21 protein-coding genes are annotated in these 19,865 nt (G+C 58.1%); 8 read left to right on the top strand and 13 right to left on the bottom strand.

Translation table 11 applies throughout. The features are described 5' to 3' along the window. Positions 1–18 precede the first annotated feature (18 nt). The 3 genes from CLV83_RS01530 to CLV83_RS01520 all read right to left on the bottom strand — a co-directional run bounded on the left by CLV83_RS01530 (position 19) and on the right by CLV83_RS01520 (position 1,699). Complete coding sequence (locus tag CLV83_RS01530; RefSeq protein ID WP_132286528.1) at positions 19–396, bottom strand: hypothetical protein; 378 nt, start codon at positions 394–396, stop codon at positions 19–21. 188 nt (positions 397–584) lie between these two features. Then, positions 585–980 carry an MAPEG family protein gene (locus tag CLV83_RS01525; protein ID WP_132286525.1) on the bottom strand — a complete coding sequence of 132 codons (396 nt, stop codon included), beginning with the start codon at positions 978–980 and terminating at the stop codon, positions 585–587. 125 nt (positions 981–1,105) lie between these two features. Continuing rightward, positions 1,106–1,699: an HD domain-containing protein gene (locus tag CLV83_RS01520; protein ID WP_132286522.1), complete on the bottom strand. Its 594-nt coding sequence runs from the start codon at positions 1,697–1,699 to the stop codon at positions 1,106–1,108. A gap of 192 nt (positions 1,700–1,891) precedes the next feature. Between CLV83_RS01520 and CLV83_RS01515 the strand changes: the two genes are divergently transcribed. The 3 genes from CLV83_RS01515 (at position 1,892) to CLV83_RS01505 (ending at position 3,835) form a co-directional block, all read left to right on the top strand. Beyond that, positions 1,892–2,443, top strand: coding sequence for a sigma-70 family RNA polymerase sigma factor (locus CLV83_RS01515; RefSeq protein ID WP_132286519.1), 552 nt, complete (start codon positions 1,892–1,894; stop codon positions 2,441–2,443). Next, positions 2,443–3,192 (top strand): anti-sigma factor, encoded by a 750-nt coding sequence (locus tag CLV83_RS01510; protein WP_132286516.1) that lies wholly within the window; start codon positions 2,443–2,445, stop codon positions 3,190–3,192. Before CLV83_RS01515 ends, CLV83_RS01510 begins: the two co-directional genes overlap by 1 nt. A gap of 223 nt (positions 3,193–3,415) precedes the next feature. Continuing rightward, entirely contained in the window at positions 3,416–3,835 is a 420-nt protein-coding gene (locus tag CLV83_RS01505) for a DUF7282 domain-containing protein (RefSeq protein WP_207894668.1), read from the top strand. A gap of 26 nt (positions 3,836–3,861) precedes the next feature. Here the strand turns inward: CLV83_RS01505 and CLV83_RS01500 are convergent, their stop codons facing one another. The 5 genes from CLV83_RS01500 to CLV83_RS01480 all read right to left on the bottom strand — a co-directional run bounded on the left by CLV83_RS01500 (position 3,862) and on the right by CLV83_RS01480 (position 8,154). Continuing rightward, positions 3,862–4,884 (bottom strand): zinc-dependent alcohol dehydrogenase family protein, encoded by a 1,023-nt coding sequence (locus CLV83_RS01500; protein ID WP_243642255.1) that lies wholly within the window; start codon positions 4,882–4,884, stop codon positions 3,862–3,864. A 105-nt stretch (positions 4,885–4,989) separates the two neighbouring features. Further along, complete coding sequence (locus tag CLV83_RS01495; RefSeq protein WP_132286513.1) at positions 4,990–5,835, bottom strand: alpha/beta hydrolase; 846 nt, start codon at positions 5,833–5,835, stop codon at positions 4,990–4,992. Between the two features lie 150 nt (positions 5,836–5,985). Further along, positions 5,986–6,408 (bottom strand): GFA family protein, encoded by a 423-nt coding sequence (locus CLV83_RS01490; RefSeq protein ID WP_132286510.1) that lies wholly within the window; start codon positions 6,406–6,408, stop codon positions 5,986–5,988. A gap of 38 nt (positions 6,409–6,446) precedes the next feature. After that, entirely contained in the window at positions 6,447–7,196 is a 750-nt protein-coding gene (locus tag CLV83_RS01485) for a DUF6639 family protein (protein WP_341540370.1), read from the bottom strand. Positions 7,197–7,248: 52 nt separating this feature from the next. Next, complete coding sequence (locus CLV83_RS01480) at positions 7,249–8,154, bottom strand: LysR family transcriptional regulator (protein ID WP_132286504.1); 906 nt, start codon at positions 8,152–8,154, stop codon at positions 7,249–7,251. 118 nt (positions 8,155–8,272) lie between these two features. Here CLV83_RS01480 and CLV83_RS01475 point away from each other — a divergent pair, with 118 nt between their 5' ends. Beyond that, complete coding sequence (locus tag CLV83_RS01475; protein ID WP_132286501.1) at positions 8,273–9,031, top strand: SDR family NAD(P)-dependent oxidoreductase; 759 nt, start codon at positions 8,273–8,275, stop codon at positions 9,029–9,031. A gap of 10 nt (positions 9,032–9,041) precedes the next feature. Here the strand turns inward: CLV83_RS01475 and CLV83_RS01470 are convergent, their stop codons facing one another. The 5 genes from CLV83_RS01470 to CLV83_RS01450 form a co-directional block, all read right to left on the bottom strand. After that, entirely contained in the window at positions 9,042–9,374 is a 333-nt protein-coding gene (locus CLV83_RS01470) for a HigA family addiction module antitoxin (RefSeq protein ID WP_132286498.1), read from the bottom strand. Then, positions 9,358–10,080, bottom strand: a complete 723-nt coding sequence (cybH, locus tag CLV83_RS01465) for a Ni/Fe-hydrogenase, b-type cytochrome subunit (protein WP_132286496.1) — start codon at positions 10,078–10,080, stop codon at positions 9,358–9,360. The genes CLV83_RS01470 and cybH overlap by 17 nt, the downstream gene beginning before the upstream one ends. A 51-nt stretch (positions 10,081–10,131) precedes the next feature. Then, positions 10,132–11,940, bottom strand: a complete 1,809-nt coding sequence (locus tag CLV83_RS01460; RefSeq protein ID WP_132286493.1) for a nickel-dependent hydrogenase large subunit — start codon at positions 11,938–11,940, stop codon at positions 10,132–10,134. After that, the gene (locus CLV83_RS01455; RefSeq protein ID WP_132286490.1) at positions 11,940–13,025 is read right to left on the bottom strand and encodes a hydrogenase small subunit; all 1,086 of its coding nucleotides are present in this window, start codon (positions 13,023–13,025) and stop codon (positions 11,940–11,942) included. The genes CLV83_RS01460 and CLV83_RS01455 overlap by 1 nt, the downstream gene beginning before the upstream one ends. A 382-nt stretch (positions 13,026–13,407) precedes the next feature. Continuing rightward, entirely contained in the window at positions 13,408–14,724 is a 1,317-nt protein-coding gene (locus CLV83_RS01450) for a methyl-accepting chemotaxis protein (protein ID WP_132286487.1), read from the bottom strand. 321 nt (positions 14,725–15,045) lie between these two features. Between CLV83_RS01450 and CLV83_RS01445 the strand changes: the two genes are divergently transcribed. The 4 genes from CLV83_RS01445 (at position 15,046) to CLV83_RS01430 (ending at position 19,747) form a co-directional block, all read left to right on the top strand. Beyond that, positions 15,046–16,278 carry an MFS transporter gene (locus CLV83_RS01445; RefSeq protein WP_132286484.1) on the top strand — a complete coding sequence of 411 codons (1,233 nt, stop codon included), beginning with the start codon at positions 15,046–15,048 and terminating at the stop codon, positions 16,276–16,278. Between the two features lie 137 nt (positions 16,279–16,415). Continuing rightward, positions 16,416–17,714, top strand: coding sequence for a DEAD/DEAH box helicase (locus CLV83_RS01440; protein WP_132286481.1), 1,299 nt, complete (start codon positions 16,416–16,418; stop codon positions 17,712–17,714). 255 nt (positions 17,715–17,969) lie between these two features. Continuing rightward, complete coding sequence (locus CLV83_RS01435; RefSeq protein WP_132286478.1) at positions 17,970–19,355, top strand: dihydrolipoyl dehydrogenase; 1,386 nt, start codon at positions 17,970–17,972, stop codon at positions 19,353–19,355. A gap of 11 nt (positions 19,356–19,366) precedes the next feature. Next, on the top strand, positions 19,367–19,747 hold the full coding sequence (locus tag CLV83_RS01430) for a hypothetical protein (protein ID WP_132286475.1): 381 nt from the start codon (positions 19,367–19,369) through the stop codon (positions 19,745–19,747). Positions 19,748–19,865 lie beyond the last annotated feature (118 nt).

Below are 19,865 nucleotides of genomic sequence, written 5' to 3'. Positions count from 1 at the left end.
GTATCGGGATCTAAACGATCAGAATTTGATGCTGGATGAGTCTCGCGGCTGCAGAGGATTGGTTTCCAGCACCTCCTCTTCCGGCTTGGAGATATCGGGAATCGGACGGTTTTGGCGCTTGGGCTTGCCCGCATCAACACGTTTTTCCTGGCGCAAAGAAGCCAGCTGCTTACGGATACGCAGGCCCTCCGCTTCACCAGCATTCCAACCCTGGCGGTATGCCTCATCATCGGCGTAACGGCCAAGATCCTTGATCAACGCGGGTGAGAGCTCATCGGCGCCCTGCAGGCCACTGTGGCGACCATCGTGAAAGCCCATATCGTAGGCTGCTTCAGTCGCGGCGTCTTCCTGCTTGATAAAGCCATCGGTAACACAGGCGGACAGCAGAAGGGGCATCATAACAACCGGGACAACCCGAAAAAAACGTCGGATAAACAGACACATACAGGGCACAACCTCGACGGCGAAACTAGCGGGCAAATGAATAAAAGGGAGTAGCAACCGAACTAACGTAAAAAATGCGGCGCTCATTCTGCCATGTTGGCCCAGTTTTTTATAGTCGGCTTATCACCCCGCTCTGGCCTTTAGGCGGTAACCGCTGCAAGACCAACAATATAGACACAGGTGAAGAGCCCGCCGCAGAACACCAGACTGCGCAGCGTTGCCAGATTCATCAGATAAAAGGCAGCGTGCAACACGCGAAACAGCAGATAGAGCAGTGCCGGCAAGGTCAGGGCCTGTAGGGATACACCCGCGGCGAAGGCAATAAACACCGTGGTAACGAACACGATGGCAGCTTCCCATGCGTTCTGTTGCGCCGCCATCGCCCGCGCGCCCACCCCTTCCAGCTGGCCTTGCTGCAAACGTGGGTGATTATTATCGATGCTGCCGAACTGTTTGAGTCGGCAACGCACGGCGATCCCAGCCAGAAAAACAGGCGCTACCGCGAGAATAAAAAGCACATAGAGAACAGGGGCCATGAGCGCACTCCTTTGACAGAAAGACCGAATTACCTTGTCCCTGTATACGCAGCCTGACCCTGGTCGGTTTTGCCTTAGCCCGAGGGAAAGCCAAGGAATTTTAAACGCGGTCGGCAGATCGACTGTTAGTCCGGTTTCAGCCAGCCCCTGGCCACGGCGTTGTCGATCTGGGCGAGCATCCAGGCATGAATCGGCTCAAACTCATCGGCAATAAATGCATGAGCCGCCAACACCTGAGATCGACTGACTCCCAGATCCCGCCAGGTTCTACCCTCGTTTTTCACGTTTAGCAGAAACGGTAGCAGACGATCAGCCACCTTCAACAAACGGGTTTCCAGGCTGGAGCCTGTCTCCTGCTCCTCCCAGAGCTCGTTCAGCTCATCGATATTGTTGCCATCGTGTGCAGCCAGCCGCGCGACACACCGACGTTCCTGCTGATGCGCATCGCTGCGCTCCTTGGCATAAAGGAAGGTATCGCCGGCATCGATCTCTCCCAGATCATGCACCAATGCCAGCTTGATCAGTTTCTCTTCCGATACCGGCAGATCAAAGCGACGCGCCAGCGTCCAGCACGCCATCGCCAGATGCCAGGAGTGCTCCGCTGAGTTTTCCAGCCGCGCACCGCCGCCGATATAGGAGCGCCTCTCGACGCTTTTCAGTGCATCAATCTCCATAAAAAAATCGGTTAAGTCGGCTAGCTGTTCTATTGAGTTGCTCATTGCAAATTCGGTCCTGGCTGTTGGTCACTGATCTGGCTGACGCCAAATTCTGGAGCAAAGTCTCCCCAAGCACCAGTTGCTCCTTGGGGGGGTCAAAGAAGCACGAATCGCATCTGAAGGTGGTCTATCGGCTATTCTTTGCGTACAACTGGCCAAACATCCTTCCCGCCCAAACTGGAACCGGACCTGCCGATGCGCGAATCCGATCGAACGCCCTCTCTGACCGAAATGCTCGAACGTTGCGCCGGCAAAGACCGCCAGGCCTTCGCCCAGCTTTACGCCGCAACCTCGGCGAAACTTTATGGTACGGTTTTGCGTATCTTGAAAAATGAGCGCTGGAGCGAAGAGGTGCTGCAGGAGGCTTACATCAAGGTCTGGCAGAAAGCGGGCAGCTTTGATGCGGGCAAAGCCTCGCCGATCACTTGGCTGGTGACACTGGCACGCAACACCGCCATCGACCAGCTCCGGCGAGAACCAGCCGCTGCCAACGACGCTGACGAGATGATCGATCAACTGCCCGGCCACTTTCCAGACGGCGAGCAGAAACTGGCGCAGAGTCGAGAGCAGGAGCAACTGCTGCACTGCCTCAAGCAGCTTGAAGATGGCCGCGCCGACCTGGTTCGCCTGGCTTATCTTGATGGCCTCTCCCGTATCGAGTTGGCGGAACGGTTCGAGCAGCCGGTGAATACCATTAAAACCTGGCTGCACCGGGCGTTGAAACAGTTAAAAGGGTGTATGAGCTGATGAGCGATCACGACGATCTCGACATGCTGGCCGCAGAGTTCGTGCTCGGTACGCTGGAGCCAGAAGCACGCGCTGATGTGAAACGCCGGCGCGAGCGAGAGCCGGAGCTCGACCAGCTGATCCAGGCCTGGGAAAACCGCCTTGCGCCGCTCGGCAATGAGATCGATGAGATCAAACCGGGGCCCAACCTGTTCTCCCGTATCGAACAGCGCCTGGATGAACTGGAGTCCACCCAGCATTGGCCGGGCGAGACTGCGGCCGCCGAAGCGCAGTTTGCTGCACTTAAATTACGCCTGAGGCGCTGGCAATGGAGCACTGCCCTCGCCTCTGCCGCATCGGTACTACTGTGCATCCTGCTGCTGAACAAACCCACCCCTGAGCTCGCGCCGCAATCCTTTGTCGCCGTGTTTCAGCATGACGACCAGCAACCCGCGTTTATGCTCAGCGTCGATCTGCAGAGCCGCAGCCTGAGTATCACCCCGGTGACCGCCGAGGCGATCCCCGGCAGATCCTACCAGTTGTGGATCAAGGCCGACCCGCTGGGTCCAAAACCCAGGTCGGTGGGTGTACTTAACGCCCGCATGGAGATCGATGGCACCAGCCTGGAACAATACGACCCGGCTCTGCTGAAACAGGCGACCTTCGGGATCAGCCTGGAACCTGAAGGCGGCTCACCCACCGGGCAACCAACGGGGCCCGCCATTCACGGCTTCCTCTACCCGGCCAACCCTGGGCAGCAATCGCTCTGACAGCTGCAAAGGCCAGGCGATTGAATCCGTCTGGCCTCTTCTCTCTATGACTGAAACCAGCGCCATCAGCCCCACACAAAAAATTTTTATCTTTTTCTGAAACCTTTGCCGAACTCCCGCGTAGCTATAGACATCCTGAACCAGACCAAGACGGCTGTTCACGGATTAACTCAAGCTGAGCCCTGTCAGACAGGGCCGGACCTAACCGCAAGGGAGCTACAGCATGAATAAGCAGATGATAAAAACCGCAGCGCTCGCCACCAGCCTTATCGCCGGCAGTGCTTTTGCTCAGGATCATATGAAGCTTGGCGTCTGGGCAGAGGATCAGGATGTGTCGGGCGGCACCGTTTCGGCCGAAAAAATCACCGCTGAAAGCAACGGCTGGCTGGTGGTTCATCGCACCGGCGAAGCCAATAAGCCGGGTCCGGTGGTTGGCCATGCACCGCTGAAAAAGGGTGAGAATATGGATGTGGCCGCCATTCTTACAGAAGAGGTTAAATCCGGCGACAAACTGATGCTGATGCTCCACGGCGAAACCGGCGGCATGAAAACCGGCATCTTTGAATACACCCTGGGCGCCAAGGAAGATGGCCCGGTGAAGGTCGACGGCAAACTGGTGATGGACGTTATCACCGCACTATAAGCCGCTGCAGCGGGAAGCGTGCAGGTTCAGGGGACCAGCACCGCGGCGCCGCTCAGGCGCCCTTCCCGCAGATCAGACAGGGCCCGGTTCGCATCGACCAGATCGTACCGGGTCACGCTGGTCTCTATCGCTATATCCTGAGCCAGTGCCATAAACGCCTCGCCATCAGCGCGGGTCAGGTTGGCCACCGAACGCACCTGCCGTTCCTCCCAGAGAATACTGTAGGGGAAGGCGGGAATCTCCGACATATGAATCCCCGCACAGACCACCGTTGCGCCCTTGCGCACCGCTCTCAACGCCTGAGGCACCAGCGCACCCACCGGGGCAAAGATGATGGCCGCATCCAGCGCCTGCGGCGGCAGGCAATCGGAATCGCCTACCCAGCAAGCCCCCAACTCCTGAGCAAACGCCTGAGCCTGGCTATCTCCCGGGCGTGAGAAGGCATAGACCTTCGCGCCTCTGGCGATCGCCACCTGGGCGATAACATGCGCCGCAGCGCCAAAGCCATATAGCCCCAAATGTCTGGCGTCCTGGACCATCGCCCAGGAACGGTAGCCGATCAGGCCAGCGCAGAGCAGCGGCGCGGCATGCAGATCGTCGTACTGTTCAGGCAGTGAAAAAACATAATGAGCGTCAGCCACGCAGTATTCGGCGTAACCACCATTGAGGGTGTAGCCAGTAAAACTGGGAGCATCGCAGAGGTTTTCCTGATTGCTGGTGCAATAAGGACAGACGCCGCAGGTATGCCCAAGCCAGGGAATGCCTACACGTTCGCCCTTACTGAAACCGGATACTCCATCACCAAGTTGGTCTATATACCCGACTACCTCGTGGCCCGGCACGATACCTGAGGGAATATCCGGAAGGTCACCATCGACAACGTGCAGATCGGTACGGCAGACGCCGCAGGCGCTGACCCGCACGCGCACCTGGTTCGGCCCGGGCACAGGGATCGGCAGGCGCTTTTGCTGCAACGCCATGCCCGGTGCATCCAGCACCATGGCTTTCATGGTGTTGGTCGATTGGCTGCCGGCCGCTTTAACGCTCATCTCGGCTCCTCCGCTCTTTACCCCATTCATTGTCAGCTTAGCTGCTGAGGAAAGCGGCGGCAGCCGTATGACTGCTCAGGCTCAACAGTGGCGTCGATAAAGCATTCAGTGCTGCCGGAAGAAGGAGACCATATCACCTAGTACGGGGCGCCGGTTCTGATAAAACCAGGTCAGGCTGGCGACAATACCCACATGATCGATACCCGGGTAGATACGCGTCTCCACCTGACCATTCTGAGCGCGTATTTTCTGCTCCAGCAGATCCAGGTTACGTCGCCAGACCGTGGAATCCGCGTCGCCCCACATCAACAGCATGGGCGGTTCATCACCGTCGATAAAGGTGGTGACCTGCATCTGCGGATAATTGTCGGGCGGGCCGAACATATCCTTAAGGTCTTCGGCATCAGGCTCGAAGTCATAGGGGCCGGCAAGCCCGGCAAAGGCACTGATGATGTCCGGCTCTAAGCCCTGCGCCTGCATGTACTGATCATCAGCCACCAAAAGCGCGCCGATATGCGCACCGGACGAGTGTCCTGACAGGTAGATCTGCTCGGGATTACCGCCGTACCGTTCGATATTGTTGTAAACCCAGGCGAGAGCCGCCGCACCATCCTCAACAAAGGCAGGAAACCGCACCCGCGGATACTTGCTGTAATCGGCAATAACAGCGACATATCCCTCGTCTACGAACGACTCCGCGACAAAGGGGTACATCTCGCGAGAGCCATTGGTCCAGCGGCCACCGTAGAAAAACAGCACCACGGGTAACGCATCTTCGCTGGCCTCCTCTGGCACGTAAACATCCAGCTTGTGTGCCTCGTCAGGCCCATAGGCAAGATTCTTATGGGTTTCCGTAGCGCTGAATTTTGCCGGCAGATTGGCGAGCTTTAACCCGGCCTCGGTGCAGCCCGCCAGCAGGATTGAGCCAAGCGCTATTGCCAATTTTTTCATCTTCCCTGTTTGCCTCTCTCTCCTCAAAAACCGGGTTACGTGATTTACCACCCAGTTCGATCAACGACGCTTGTGCGTGAGAGAACTGTGCAGGTCATTTTTCAATAGCTTCATCCGCTTTGATGCCCACGGACACGGAAAAATAGCGCATCAGGGCTGATCGTATTTCGCAAACAACTCAGCGCCGGTCATGGCCCTGGTTTTCTGACTGAAAGAATAAAACGGCGGTTTCTCATCAATAAACACCTGCTCGGCCAGCGTCCATTGATCTGCATTATCAAAGAGTCCAACCGGCACCGCGTAGTATCCCCCCGCTTTCAAACGATAGAACAGGTGGGTGCCGCACTCCTTACAGAAGCCGCGTTCCGCCCAGTCTGAAGAATCAAAAACACCGAGCGCCTCTTCACCCGAGAAGGTCACCTCACCGGCACACTCCACCGCCATTAACGGGCCACCTCCCCACTTGCGGCAGGTATTGCAGTGGCAGGCGCCCACATCATGGCTTTTAGGCATTACGGTCAGGGTTACGGCGCCACATAGGCAGCGTACTGTCAGCGGTGAAAGTGAAGGCATGATTTTTCTCCCTTGGCTTATTCAATAATTGGCTCCTGTCAGGGCACATCCACATAAAACCATTTCACGTTGAGCAGCGTTTTTACAAAAGCCTGTGGATCGCTCATCTGGATAAAGTGCAGGTAAGACTTAACAGCAAACTTCTCCGGCGCAAACGCCATATAGACTTCGCTGATGGTATCGCCCGATTGCCAGGCACTAACATCGGCACTCTCGATCAATTGCCGCCGCTGCGGTTCCGGCAGCACCGCCAGTTGGGTGGCATAGGCCAGATACTCCTGGGCCGCATTGGAGAGCTGCGCATCCGGCCCATTCTGATGGAACAGCGCATGGGCGATTTCGTGGGCGACGCCCGCTCGAAAATGCTCATAATCCATCGCTTGCCCCAGCATTTTCGGCGTTTCCTCCAACCCTGAGATAGCGGCCATCGACATCAGGCTGATGCGCCCGGTGCGCCGGTCATAGCTGCCAAACGCCGCACCGCCGTTATGCTCCTGAGGGCTGTCAACGACCTCGATCTGAATACTGCCGGTGGGTGTGACGCCGTAATTGGCCAGAAACACCAGCGCCTCGCGCGCGCCCTGGCAGATCTCCATGCGTTGCCTGGGGCTATCCTGGCCAACCACCTGGATCTCCACGGCACAGTCTGCGTCTTCAGCGGCCCTCGGCTGGCTATCTTCGGCCAGCAGCAATGCCGGCGAAAGTAAGGTTGCCAAAAGCAAGGTTGGCAGAAGCCTCAGCCAAAAAGAAACCAGAGGTATTTTCAACGCTCTGTTGAATCGATTCATAGAGATCCCCGCCACGATATCGGGTCGGCGCTTCAGCCGAAAAAACGCCGCTTTAGTTGTCCGTATGGATATAGCCGCTTAGCAACTCCGCCACCCAGTCCATAAAGACCCTGACCCGCCTGGCCAGATGACGGCGATGCGGGTAAACGAGGCTCACCGGCATGGGCTGCGCATGAAACGCCTTTAACACCTCAACCATCTCGCCCGACTCAAGATAGCGTCGCACTCCCACTTCGGGCACCTGGATAATGCCCAGGCCGGAAAGACAGGCGTGGCTGTATGCATCGGTATTATTGACCGTCACCAGACCCGGCATATCCACGCTGCGATAGGTCTCGCCATCCCAGTATTCCCAGCCCCCGGCGTGCGCGCCCAGCGTTGGTGAGTAGTGCACCAGCCGATGCTCACTCAATTGCTCCAGATAGCGAGGCTCGCCCCAGGTTTCAATATAGCCGGGACTGACACAGTTGATGATTTTCATGTCACCGAGTTTCCGGGCGATCAAACCGGAGTCCTCGAGCTCGCCTACCCGGATGACGCAGTCGAACCCTTCTCTGATGACATCGACGCGGCGATCGCTGCTGCTGATCTCCAGCTGAAGCTGCGGATAGCGGCCAAGGAAGTCGGCCAGGTTCGGCAGGACGAAGTTTTTTGCCATGCCGGTGGGCATATCCACCCTGAGCCTGCCGGAGACTGCCGCGTCCCCCTGAAACAGGGAGCCGAGCTCGTCCATATCGGCCAACAGATCGACACAGCGTTCGTAGAACACCCGGCCCTCTTCGGTCATGGCCACCTTGCGGGTGGTGCGGTTAAGCAGGCGCACATCCAGTTGCTTCTCCAGTTGCTGCACCGCATTGGAGATACTGGCCTTGGGCAACCCAAATTCATCGGCGGTGCGGGTAAAACTGCCCACTTCCGCCACCCGCACAAACACCTGCATCGCATCCAGCCTGTCCACTCTCGAACCCTTTTGTTATTCAGATTTGAACAATCAAATCATAAACAGCCAATTTATCTAACCACCATCTAACAATAACCTGATTCTCATCCAAACAAACAGAGAACGGAGACAGGTTATGAACTCGAAAATCGCACTGATCACCGGCGGCAACCGCGGCCTTGGCAAAAGCATGATCCTGCATCTCGCCGCCCAGGGCTGCGATGCCCTCTTCACCTATCGCAGCCACCGCGAAGAGGCTGAGGCGGTGATCAAGGAGGTCGAAGCGCTGGGCGCAAAAGCGGTGGCCCTGCCGCTCGATATGGCACAGAAGGAAAGTTTCCCGGCGTTCGCAGCAGAGGTGCAAACGCTGCTCGCGGAAACCTGGCAGCGCCAGCAATTCGACTTCCTGGTCAATAACGCGGGAATCGGCCTCAACAGCCCGATCTCGGAAACCAGCGAGGCGCAGTTCGACCAATTAATGGCGATCCACCTCAAGGGCCCCTTCTTTCTGACCCAGCAACTGCTTCCATTGATTGCGGATGGTGGCCGTATCCTGAACCTTTCCAGTGGCCTGACCCGCTTTGCCACACCCGGCTATGCCGCCTACGCGATGATGAAAGGCGGCATCGAGGTATTCAGTCACTACCTGGCAAAGGAGCTCGGCCCGCGTCGCATCAGCGTCAATACGCTGGCACCGGGCGCCGTCGCCACCGACTTTCGTGACGGCGCGATCCGGGATTCGAAAGAGATGTCAGAGTTTGTTGCTGCGCAGACCGCGCTGGGCCGTGTCGGTCAGCCTGAAGATATTGGCGGTGTGGTCGCGGCGCTGCTCTCACCCCAAAGCGGCTGGATCAACGCACAGCGAATCGAAGCCTCGGGCGGTATGTTTCTCTGAGTCGGTAATACTAGAGCTCCGGCGGCTGGGCGCAGGCGCGATCTTTACGACCGGCTTCGTGAAGCTCCCACAACTGCTGTTTTTCCAGCCAGAACATCGGGGTGGTCTGGAAGAATGCGGCGAGTTTCAGGGCCGTATCGGCGCTGATGGCGCGCTGGCAGTTGACGATTTCGTTGATGCGGCGGCGCGAGATACCCAGCTGTCGGGCCAGCTCGGCCTGAGAGATATGCAGGGGGATCAGATAGCAGCGCTCCAGCAGCCGCCCCGGATGTTCCGGTCGGCGGCTGCTGAGCAGCGGCTGGAAACGCGGAGGCGTGCGCCTCCGCTCAGTCGGGCTTGTCATCCTTGAACATGCGCCAGCCCCCCACCATGGTGGAGATCAGCGACTGTCGGGACATGATATCTTCACGCACCGCCACGTAAACGTGGGTCATCACGAAGATGATGATGTACCACATGCCCAGGTGGTGCCAGGTATGCACATCCTGGCTCTGACCGAACAGCGGGATCACCCAGCCGAACCAGCGGTCCGCCCAACTACCCACGCCCAGGCCTTCACCATAGAGGGCAAAGCCGGTGATGATCATGAAGAAGTTGCCGATGACGAAGAAGCCGAACATCGCCAGCTGCCCCATCGGATTGTGTCCGATGTATTTCTTCGGTGTTTTCTCCAGGAACAGATACCAGCGCAGCTCGTGTAGCAGCTCTGACCACCACTGTTTGCGCCAGACAGGCACGATAAACAGTTCGCGGGCGTGGCTGTTGCCGACAAAAGCCCAGTAGATGCGGCCCACAAAGGCGATCGCCAGGATGTAACCCGCCGCAAAATGCGCAAAGCGGATATACCCCATCAGGTAGTTGTCGCTGGCCTCGCCCGGCTGTGCCGGTAGCGGTGAGCCGATAAAGTAACCGGAGATGCAGAGCGTCAGGATGCAGAGCACGGTGACCCAGTGCCAGAGACGCACAGGCGCCTCATACACATAAACCGCCGTCTGCTTGCGAACCTTCTCACCACTGTCACCGGCCGATAGGTGTTTTTCCAGTGCCATCGCGGAATCCTCCACGGGCAGGCCACCAGTGTCGGCGGCCCGCCCTCCTTATCAGCGGATTTTCACCTTGGTCAGTTCCTGACCATCCGGTGACATGACGTGCGTAGAACAGGCCAGACAGGGATCGAAACTGTGCAGGGTGCGCAGAATCTCCACCGGCTCGTCCGGCCGCTCCATCGGCGTATCCAACAGCGATGCCTCAAAGGCGCCGATATTGCCGTTATGGTCGCGGGGAGATCCGTTCCAGGTAGTCGGGACAATCGCCTGGTAGTTATCGATCTTGCCATCCTTGATCTTGATCCAGTGACCCAGGGCGCCGCGCGGTGCCTCGTTGATACCCACGCCCTGCGCCTCTTTCGGCCAGGTGCTCGGGTCCCACTTCTCCACATTGGCGGTGGAGCTGTCACCGTTTTTGATGTTGTTCACCAGCGCATGCCAGTCTTCCAGCATGGTATCGGTGCAGAGCTCACACTCCAGCGCCCGCGCCAGGGTGCGGCCCAGGGTGGAGGGCAGGAACTGCTTCAGGCCCAGATCCAGGCCGGTGTTCTGGTTGAACGCGGATAGAGAGCGATCTACCTGCTCCTGGATGTACTCCTTGCCGGAGGCGTAAGCGACGATGTAGCGCGCCAGCGGCCCCACCTCCATCGCGTGCCCGCGCCAGCGCGGTGACTTGATCCAGGAGTACTTGGCGGACTCGTCCAGCTCCTTGATATCGGTCTTGGTACCCTTGGTGTTCGGACCCAGCTCGAAGTTCGGCTCGGTGACTCCTTCCCAGGGGTGCAGGCCGAGGGTTTCATCGCCACCGTAGGTGTACCAGCTGTGGCTGACGAACTCCTTGATCTGTTCAGGATCGCGCACATCCACCGGATGCACCTCGTCCCAGTTGCCGCCGATAATCGCGCCGGCCGGCAGCAGGTCGGTGGACTTGTCGCCCGGCACCTGAGTGTAGGTACCGTAGGACAGCACGTTCTGCCCCGCCAGACCGCCACCGTAGAGCCAGTCCTTGTAGATGCCGGCGATCGCCATCACATCGGGCAGGTAGACGTTCTTGGTAAACGCCTGGGCTTCGCGGATGCGCTCCAGCACGAAGTTGAGGCTAACCATGTTGACCGGTGCGCCGGCAGCGCCCACGTCATCCAGGTTGATGGCGCAGGCCACGCCGCCCACCATGTAGTTCGGGTGCGGGTTCTTGCCGCCGAAGATGGTGTGGATCTTCACCACTTCTTTCTGCAGATCCAGCGCTTCCAGGTAGTGCGCCACCGCCATCAGATCCGCCGCTGGCGGCAGTTTGTAGGCGGGGTTGTCCCAGTAACCGTTGGAGAACAGGCCCAGCTGGCCGCTTTCAACAAACTTGCGGATACGGGTCTGCACATCGCGGAAATAACCGGGGCTGGATTTGGGATGGTTCGGCGACACCATCTGCTGCAACTCGGAGGTCTCTTTCGGGTCCGCCTTGAGGGCGTTCACCGGGTTAACCCAGTCCAGCGCGTGCAGGTGATAGAAGTGCACGATGTGGTCGTGAATCTGCAGCGTTTTGTCCATCAGGTGACGGATCAGGTGCGCGTTGAGCGGAATATCGATGCCCAGGGCATCTTCCACCGCACGCACCGAGGTCAGCGCGTGGGTACCGGTGCAGACACCGCAGATACGCTCTACGAAGGCCCAGGCATCGCGCGGGTCGCGCCCTTTCAGGATCACTTCCAGGCCGCGCCACATGGTACCGGTGGACACCGCGTTGCGGATGATGTTGTTCTCGTCGACGTTGACCTCGCAGCGCATGTGACCCTCGATACGGGTCACCGGGTCGACAACGATACGACGGCCGGAGTTATCCAGACTGCTGGAGTTAAGGTCGGTCATCAGTTATCTCCCTGGTCGTCTTTGCGGCTGGTCGCTCGCTTGATAGCGCTGACGGCGGCATGGGCGGCAATAGCTGCACCTACACCACCGGCCACAGCGGTGCCGATCTCGTCGGCATTTTTCTCAATCCCGAACTGATGAATGTCGGTGAGGCGGTTGTAGAAAGAACCCTTGTCCCAGAAGCCATCTTCGGAACAGCCGATACAGCCGTGACCGGCCTGGATCGGGAAGGAGGTGCCCTCGTTCCAGCGTACGGTGGAACAGGCGTTGTAAGTGGTTGGCCCCTTGCAGCCCACCTTGTAGAGGCAGTACCCCTTGCGGGCGCCTTCGTCATCCCACTCTTCGACAAACTGGCCGGCATCGAAGTGCGGACGGCGGTAGCATTTGTCGTGGATACGCTGGCCGTAGAACATCTTCGGCCGGCCCTGACGGTCCAGCTCGGGCACCTTGCCGAAGGTCAGCATGTAGGTAATAACACCGGTCATCACCTCGGCGATGGGCGGGCAGCCCGGCACCTTGATAATCGGTTTGTCGGTAATCACCTTGTGAATAGGTACCGCCTGGGTCGGGTTCGGGCGCGCAGCCTGAACACAGCCCCAGCTGGCGCAGCTGCCCCAGGCGATGATCGCCTTGGCATCCTTGGCGGCGCGCTTGAGCTGATCCAGGAACGGCTTACCACCAACGATGCAGAACATGCCGTCTTCATTCAGTGGCGGGTTACCTTCCACCGCCAGAATGTACTCACCCTTGTACTTTTCCAGCGTATGTTCGAGGGCGGCTTCCGCCTGGTGACCGGCAGCGGCCATTAGCGTGTCGTCGTAATCGAGGGAGATCATCGACAACACCACATCCTTCACCAGCGGATGCGCGGAGCGGATAAAGGATTCGGAACAGCAGGTGCATTCCAGACCATGCAGCCAGACCACCGGTGTACGCGGCTTGGTCTCCATGGCGTGAGCAATCTGTGGGGCGAAGCTGGGGCCAAGGCCCAGGGCTGCAGCAGTAAGGCTGCTGTATTTCAACAAGCTGCGACGTGTTATGCCCTGACGTCGCATCACATCATAGAAGGTTTCTACTTGGGACATGCCGTACTCCCTTCGGCGTACCAACACTCTTACAGCTTTGACGGGCTACTGGTTGGTTACCGGCTATTTATCGTTCTGATTCGGCATGCCTAGAGCAAAAAACGGCCCAACTTAAAATTTATATATTTTTCAACAACTTAAAATGTTTACGCGATCAGCAATCCGAAGAAACAAACCACCGCACGCCCAAAATGGAAAGACGCTTGCCAGCAGACTGGCGAGTGGTGGTCTTTTCAAAGACTGCACAAAGACTTGGCAGGAAGAAGGGAAAGAAGGATCTGGATCCTCGGCTGGCTTACCACTGATTAAAAGTCTGCCAGCCGAGATCGCATCAAACTATGGGTAGTATCAAAGTGTAGTGAGTATCAAAGACCGAATAGCATCAAAGCCTGGATTTGAACTGACGAACCGCATCCACCACTTGCCGGGCACCCGTCTGAATCTCTTCCACAACGGCCCCCGCACCATGAGAGTGTTCGAGTGCGACCTGAGCTTCTGCCTGGCTCTCTTCGATAAGGGCCACGGCCTGCTTTGTCAGTTCGCGGTTTTTGCTGACCACCTCAATGATCTGCTCGGTCGCCCCGCTGGTCCGGGATGCCAGCTGACGTACCTCGTCGGCAACCACCGCAAAGCCACGACCATGATCGCCGGCACGGGCCGCCTCGATGGCGGCGTTGAGTGCGAGAAGGTTGGTCTGATCGGCAATGCCGCGAATACTTTCTACCAGTTCAGATACCCGCGATGACTGCTCATTCAGATTAAGGATGCCTGTGTTGGCCTCTTCCATCTTCTTCGATAGCCGCTCCATGGACGCCAGGGTGGAGCTGATCACATCCATGCCTCGTGAGGCACCGGCATCTGTCTGCGTGGAGATCTCGTAAGCGATATCAGAGGTTTCGGTTATTGCCGCTTCCCGTTCAACCTGCTCGGTAATCACCGAGGCCAGCTTGGCAACCTTGTACAACCGACCGTTTTCATCGTGAATCGGGTTGTAGGTTGCCTCCAGCCATACCGGGCGGCCCATTCGGTCAAAACGCTGGAACCGGCCAGAGAAAAACTCGCCGGACCTTAACCGACGCCAGAAAGCCTCGTACTCATCGGACGCGACCTCCTCTTCGGAGCAGAAAATCCGATGGTGCTTACCCAGGATCTGCTGCTTGTCGTAACTCATCGCCCTAAGAAAGTTTTCATTCGCATCCAGGACGATGCCATCAAGAGAAAACTCGATAATGGCCGAAGAACGGTGCAGCGCCGCGAGCATATCCTCTTTCTCGCGAGACCGAGTGATCGTGCGGGTTACCTCTGTGCCATAACACAGCAACTGCACCTGGCCTGTTTTGGTATCGGTCGCGGGCTGAATGATCAGACGCAGCCAGGCCTCGCCATTCCGCCGGGTCTGCATATGCAGTGCGCCGTGCCAGTGCGTACCTGACTTGATCGCCTCCAGCATGCGGCGGGTATGCTCTTTATCCAGCGAACCCGGCACAACCAGGGACTTGAGACCAAGATTATTCAGATCCCCCTCTGGATAGCCGGACACTTCCATAAACTGGGGACTTACCTCGGTAAACCGCCCCTCCAGATCGAGCCTGAAATAGATCATCTCGGCTTTCAGGTCTTCCTGAATGTCGCGAAATGCTTTGAGCTCATCAGACTGAGTCTTGAGTTGCTCACGAACTTTCTTGCCAGCGAAAAACATTAGCAGTACCACCCATAGTACTTACCAGCGAACTGACGCCTTCCGGCTCAGACTCGAAGTATATGAAACACTTGTTGTTGCCTCTTTCGCGCAACATATAAATAAAAGCTGCAGTTAAGCAACATATTTTAATAAGGCAAATTTATACGTCTCGCGCCTTTTTGGAGATCACCCGCGAATATGTTTTCGATACAAGCCTGCCGGAAACACTCTCGGCCGAGCACCTGCATCGCCAAAATACCAACGAGAATATTGATGTAATACCTGTTACACTTTCGCGTTTTCCCCATCCCATCTGATTTCGTGCGGCCAAGGAGTCCTATGGCATCCCCGTCCCTGTTACAACACAAATCCTTTATGCGTTTCTGGATCGGCCAGATGGCCGCGTCCTTTGCCTTTCAGATGCTGCTGGTGGGGATGGGCTGGCAGATCTACAACCTGACCGACAGCGCGCTGAGCCTCGGTCTTGTTGGCCTCGCCCGCTACCTGCCGCAACTGGCCCTAACTCTCTACGGCGGCCATGTGGCCGATAACTTGAACCGCCGCACCATCATGCTGGTCAGCCGCAGTGTAATCGCCGTGACGATCGCGGTGCTCGCCGTAACCAGTGTGATGGCAATCATCACCCCTGGCATCATCTACGCCTGCTGCATCGCCATGGGCGCCGCCCGAGCCTTTGAGATGCCGGCCACCCAGGCGATGGTGCCAAAGCTCGTAGGGCCAGAGCTACTAGCCAAGGCGATGACCTGGACCGCCTCCGGCCGCGAAGCCACCACCATCATCGGCCCGGCCCTGGGCGGGTTGATCTATATTTTCGGCGCCGGTGCGCTCTATGGCAGTAGCACCGCCTGCGCCGTGCTCTCAGCGATCATCCTGTTCGGCCTCGAATACAAACACGATCAGCGTGAAAAGCGCCCGGTGACCATGGAATCCCTGTTTGGGGGACTCAGGTTCACCTGGAGCAACAAGGTGGTGTTTGGCTCCATCTCGCTGGATATGTTTGCCGTGCTGATCGGCAGCGTGACCGCCCTGCTCCCCATCGTTGCCAAGGATATTCTCAACGCCGGCCCCGAAGCCCTGGGCCTGCTGCGTAGCGCTCCTGCCGTGGGTGCTGTGGTTATGTCGGTCTGGCTTGCCTGGAAGCCGATAGAAAGAAAAGTGGGTGTGAAAATGTTCGCGGCGGTGGCGGTGTTTGGTGCCATGACCGTACTCTTTGGCCTGTCTGAATCACTCTGGCTGTCAGTAGCGGCGCTAGTGGCGCTGGGCGCCGCCGATATGATCAGTGTGGTGATCCGCTCCACCCTGGTGCAGCTGGAAACGCCCGACGAGATGCGTGGCCGCGTCAGCGCAGTGAACTCTATCTTCATCAGCACCTCAAACCAGCTGGGTGAGTTCCGTGCCGGAGCCGTGGCAGCGCTGATCGGTGCCGTGCCGACCATCGTTATCGGCGGCATTGGAACCCTGGCGGTTACCGCGTTGTGGATGCTCTGGTTCCCCCGCCTGACCCAGCGTGACCGTCTTGATGAGCGTGACATCGGCGGTGAAATTAAATAGAACCGAATTGCATAGCTAGCGTGGGCGCTTTCAGGTAAGCTTCGCCCTCTTTCCGAGAGCGCCCCAGCACCGGCTTCCTAGCCCGGCCTTTTGCACCTTCCCGGTTCTCGTCACACCATAGATACAGAGAGTAATTAATGAGTTTTGCCAGTCTCGGCCTGTCCGATCCTATTCTTAAAGCCGTTGCCGAACAGGGGTACGACACCCCCTCACCTATCCAGCAGCAGGCGATTCCTGCCGTATTGGAAGGCAAGGACGTTATGGCAGCAGCACAGACCGGTACCGGCAAGACTGCAGGCTTTACCCTGCCGATTCTGGAAAGACTGATTCCCGGTGAGCGCGCCAAGCCCAACCAGGCCCGCGTACTGATCCTGACGCCCACCCGCGAACTGGCGGCCCAGGTAGGCGAGAGCGTAGCCACTTACGGCAAGAACCTGCCGCTGCGTTCCGCTATCGTATTTGGCGGTGTGAAGATCAACCCGCAGATGATGGCCCTGCGCAAGGGCGCTGACGTTCTGATTGCCACCCCGGGTCGTCTGCTCGACCTGTACAAGCAGAACGCCGTGCGTTTCGATAATCTCGAAGTGCTAGTGCTGGATGAAGCCGACCGCATGCTCGATATGGGCTTCATTCACGATATCAAACGTATCCTCGCGCTGCTGCCGGCCAAACGTCAGAACCTGCTGTTCTCCGCCACCTTCTCCAGCGAGATCCGCGCCCTGGCGAAAGGTCTGGTACACGATCCGGTTGAAGTCTCCGTCACGCCGCGCAACTCCACCGCTGATACCGTCAAACAGTGGATCGCGCCGGTGGACAAAAAGCAGAAATCACCGCTGCTGATCAAACTGATCAAAGACAACAGCTGGCACCAGGTGCTGGTGTTCACCCGCACCAAGCATGGCGCCAACAAGCTGAGCACCCAGCTCGAGAAAGCCGGCATCAAAGCCGCAGCGATTCACGGCAACAAGAGCCAGAACGCCCGCACCAAAGCGCTGAAAGAGTTCAAGGACAACAGCCTGCAGGTGCTGGTGGCTACCGATATCGCTGCCCGTGGCCTGGATATCGATCACCTGCCCCAGGTCGTCAACTATGACCTGCCGAACGTGGCCGAGGATTACGTCCACCGTATCGGTCGTACCGGCCGCGCCGGCGCTACCGGCCAGGCGGTGTCTCTGGTCTGTGCCGATGAGCTTGACCAGCTGCGTGCCATCGAACGGCTGACCAGCAAACTGCTGCAGCGTGAGATGATCGAAGGCTTCGACCCGACGCACCCGCTGCCGGAAACCACCCTTGATACCCGTCCGGCCCGCCGTCGTCGTCCGAAGAAACCGAAACCGCAGCATCGCGACGGCCAGCGCTCCGGTGATACCCACCGCGGTCATCAGCCGCGCAGCAAGGGCAATAACAACGCCCCGCGTAGCCCGAAACAGCGCTAATATCCGCACTGCTTCATGGATGGCTGGAACCCAGGTTCCGGCCATTTTTGTTTTGGCTTTACGCAAGTATTCTTAGCATCAGAAAGTGCCGCTTCCATCGGCGCGAAGCGCGCCTCTTACCTTCACCAGTACACTTCCCCACTTGAGCTTCTATCCTCCTTAAGAGCAAAACCTGATCTGGGACTATTCTCTCAGACACCTATAAATTAGATTATTCTTATTTAAAGCTAAGGTCGCTCAACGGGAGAGAAAAGGATGCGCAGCACTCATGTAGCGGTTATCGGCGCCGGAAGCGCCGGGCTCAACGCTTATCGTCAAGCCCGAAAACATACCGATTCGATATTGCTGGTCGATCCCGGTCCACTCGGCACCACCTGTGCCCGGGTCGGCTGCATGCCCAGCAAACTACTGATCGCAGCCGCCGATGCAGCCTGGAGTGCACGCCAGGCCGCTTCTCTGGGCATCCATACTGGCGAGATCCATATCGATGGCAAAGCGGTGATGCAACGGGTGCAGGAGATGCGCGACCGTTTTGTCGCCAAGGTGCTTGCCGGGATGTCCGGAATCCCCGAAGAGCATCAGCTGCACCAATCAGTCCGCTTTGTGGCGGATCACCTGCTGGAAACCGCCGATGGCGAGCAGATCGAAGCGGAACGGATCGTGATTGCCACCGGCTCCAGCCCTGCAATCCCTAAGTTTCTTTACAACGCCGATGACCGGCTGCTGGTCAACGACGACCTGTTCGAACTCACCGATCTGCCTGAATCAGTCGTGGTGTTTGGCCCTGGCGTGATCGGCCTGGAGCTCGGTCAGGCATTGCACCGTCTCGGTGTACGGATTCGCATGTTTGGCGTCGGCGGCGCCATCGGTCCGCTGGGCGATGCAGAGTTGCTCGCCTGCGCCGCGAAGACCTTCGGTGCCGAATATCCACTGGATGCCGATGCCGAGGTATCTCAGGTTGAACGTACCGATGCCGGCGTGCGTGTGAGCTTTACCGACGCGCAGGGCCAGGAACAGAGCGAGACCTTCGATTATCTGCTCGCCGCCACCGGCCGCCGCCCCAACGTGGACAAGCTGGGGCTGGAAAACACTTCGCTGGAACTGGACGAGCACGGCATCCCTCTGTTCGATACCGAAACCCTGCAATGCGGCAGCAGCTCCGTGTTTATCGCCGGCGATGCCAACAACTACCTACCACTGCTGCACGAAGCCTCGGATGAGGGGCATATCGCCGGGGACAACGCCGGCCGCTACCCGGACGTTCGCGCAAGCCACCGCACTCAGCCTCTGGCGGTGGTGTTCAGCGATCCGCAGATCGCTACGGTCGGCATGAGCGCCGCCAAGATCGCCCAGTACAACACCGATATTATTGCCAGTGCCTCGCTCGCTTTCGCCGATGTGGCGCGGGCGAAAGTGCTGAACAGAACCGAAGGGATGATGAAGGTCTGGGCTGACCGCAAAACCGGCAGGCTGCTTGGCGCCGAGCTGCTCGGCCCGGATGTGGAACATCTTGCCCACCTGCTGGCCTGGGCCATGGAACGGGGCCAGACTCTGGATGAGATGCTCGCCATGCCCTACTACCACCCGGTGCTGGAAGAGGGGCTTAGATCCCTGCTACGTGAACTCAAGGCCGCACTCTGAAGGAGCTGGGCATGAGCGACGCAGCGAACGATCGCCAGCCATCCGGCAAGCCTATCAACAAGGCGCTATTGGCAGGATGCTTTCTGCTGGGAGGCCTGAGTACCCTGGTGCTTGAGCGCACATTTGCCGAGCCTGAAGGGATGAGAGTCGACTTTAGCAACGTCAGCGACACGCCGATCGAGTCGATCAGGCTGGACTTTGGCAACGCCGATGGCCAGTCCTCACTGCTCGCGCTGCGCATTGCGCCTGGCGATCAACGCGCTCTGCTACTGAACCAGGAACCTGGCATGGGATTTAATGTACGCGTGAAATACGCGGGCGGCAGAACACAGGAGTTTTGCGCCCTGAAAGGTGACGAGCGCAGGCAGGTCAAAATCGACCTTAAACCTTAATCCTTAAACCCTGAACTACTTGAGGCACTGGAGAAAAGAGACGCATCGCATCAAGCGGTAAACCGAGTATTCAGACGCTTTCCGACACTTCAGGCAGGCGTAAAAAAGCCGGATCGAC

Source organism: Marinobacterium mangrovicola (assembly GCF_004339595.1).
Taxonomy (GTDB): domain Bacteria; phylum Pseudomonadota; class Gammaproteobacteria; order Pseudomonadales; family Balneatricaceae; genus Marinobacterium_D; species Marinobacterium_D mangrovicola.
The sequence above is the reverse complement of the archived record's forward strand: the minus strand, read 5'-3'. Positions and strand labels throughout refer to the sequence as shown.

Coding starts and splice junctions, on each gene's coding strand:
- CLV83_RS01450 (WP_132286487.1), bottom strand. CDS start 14,724: ATGTTTTTCGCTGGCAAGAAAGTTCGTGAGCAACTCAAGACTCAGTCT.
- CLV83_RS01505 (WP_207894668.1), top strand. CDS start 3,416: ATGAATAAGCAGATGATAAAAACCGCAGCGCTCGCCACCAGCCTTATC.
- CLV83_RS01455 (WP_132286490.1), bottom strand. CDS start 13,025: ATGTCCCAAGTAGAAACCTTCTATGATGTGATGCGACGTCAGGGCATA.
- CLV83_RS01470 (WP_132286498.1), bottom strand. CDS start 9,374: ATGACAAGCCCGACTGAGCGGAGGCGCACGCCTCCGCGTTTCCAGCCG.
- CLV83_RS01435 (WP_132286478.1), top strand. CDS start 17,970: ATGCGCAGCACTCATGTAGCGGTTATCGGCGCCGGAAGCGCCGGGCTC.
- CLV83_RS01510 (WP_132286516.1), top strand. CDS start 2,443: ATGAGCGATCACGACGATCTCGACATGCTGGCCGCAGAGTTCGTGCTC.
- CLV83_RS01520 (WP_132286522.1), bottom strand. CDS start 1,699: ATGAGCAACTCAATAGAACAGCTAGCCGACTTAACCGATTTTTTTATG.
- CLV83_RS01485 (WP_341540370.1), bottom strand. CDS start 7,196: ATGAATCGATTCAACAGAGCGTTGAAAATACCTCTGGTTTCTTTTTGG.
- CLV83_RS01490 (WP_132286510.1), bottom strand. CDS start 6,408: ATGCCTTCACTTTCACCGCTGACAGTACGCTGCCTATGTGGCGCCGTA.
- CLV83_RS01445 (WP_132286484.1), top strand. CDS start 15,046: ATGGCATCCCCGTCCCTGTTACAACACAAATCCTTTATGCGTTTCTGG.
- CLV83_RS01475 (WP_132286501.1), top strand. CDS start 8,273: ATGAACTCGAAAATCGCACTGATCACCGGCGGCAACCGCGGCCTTGGC.
- CLV83_RS01530 (WP_132286528.1), bottom strand. CDS start 396: ATGCCCCTTCTGCTGTCCGCCTGTGTTACCGATGGCTTTATCAAGCAG.
- CLV83_RS01500 (WP_243642255.1), bottom strand. CDS start 4,884: ATGAGCGTTAAAGCGGCCGGCAGCCAATCGACCAACACCATGAAAGCC.
- CLV83_RS01495 (WP_132286513.1), bottom strand. CDS start 5,835: ATGAAAAAATTGGCAATAGCGCTTGGCTCAATCCTGCTGGCGGGCTGC.
- CLV83_RS01460 (WP_132286493.1), bottom strand. CDS start 11,940: ATGACCGACCTTAACTCCAGCAGTCTGGATAACTCCGGCCGTCGTATC.
- CLV83_RS01440 (WP_132286481.1), top strand. CDS start 16,416: ATGAGTTTTGCCAGTCTCGGCCTGTCCGATCCTATTCTTAAAGCCGTT.
- CLV83_RS01430 (WP_132286475.1), top strand. CDS start 19,367: ATGAGCGACGCAGCGAACGATCGCCAGCCATCCGGCAAGCCTATCAAC.
- CLV83_RS01525 (WP_132286525.1), bottom strand. CDS start 980: ATGGCCCCTGTTCTCTATGTGCTTTTTATTCTCGCGGTAGCGCCTGTT.
- cybH (WP_132286496.1), bottom strand. CDS start 10,080: ATGGCACTGGAAAAACACCTATCGGCCGGTGACAGTGGTGAGAAGGTT.
- CLV83_RS01515 (WP_132286519.1), top strand. CDS start 1,892: ATGCGCGAATCCGATCGAACGCCCTCTCTGACCGAAATGCTCGAACGT.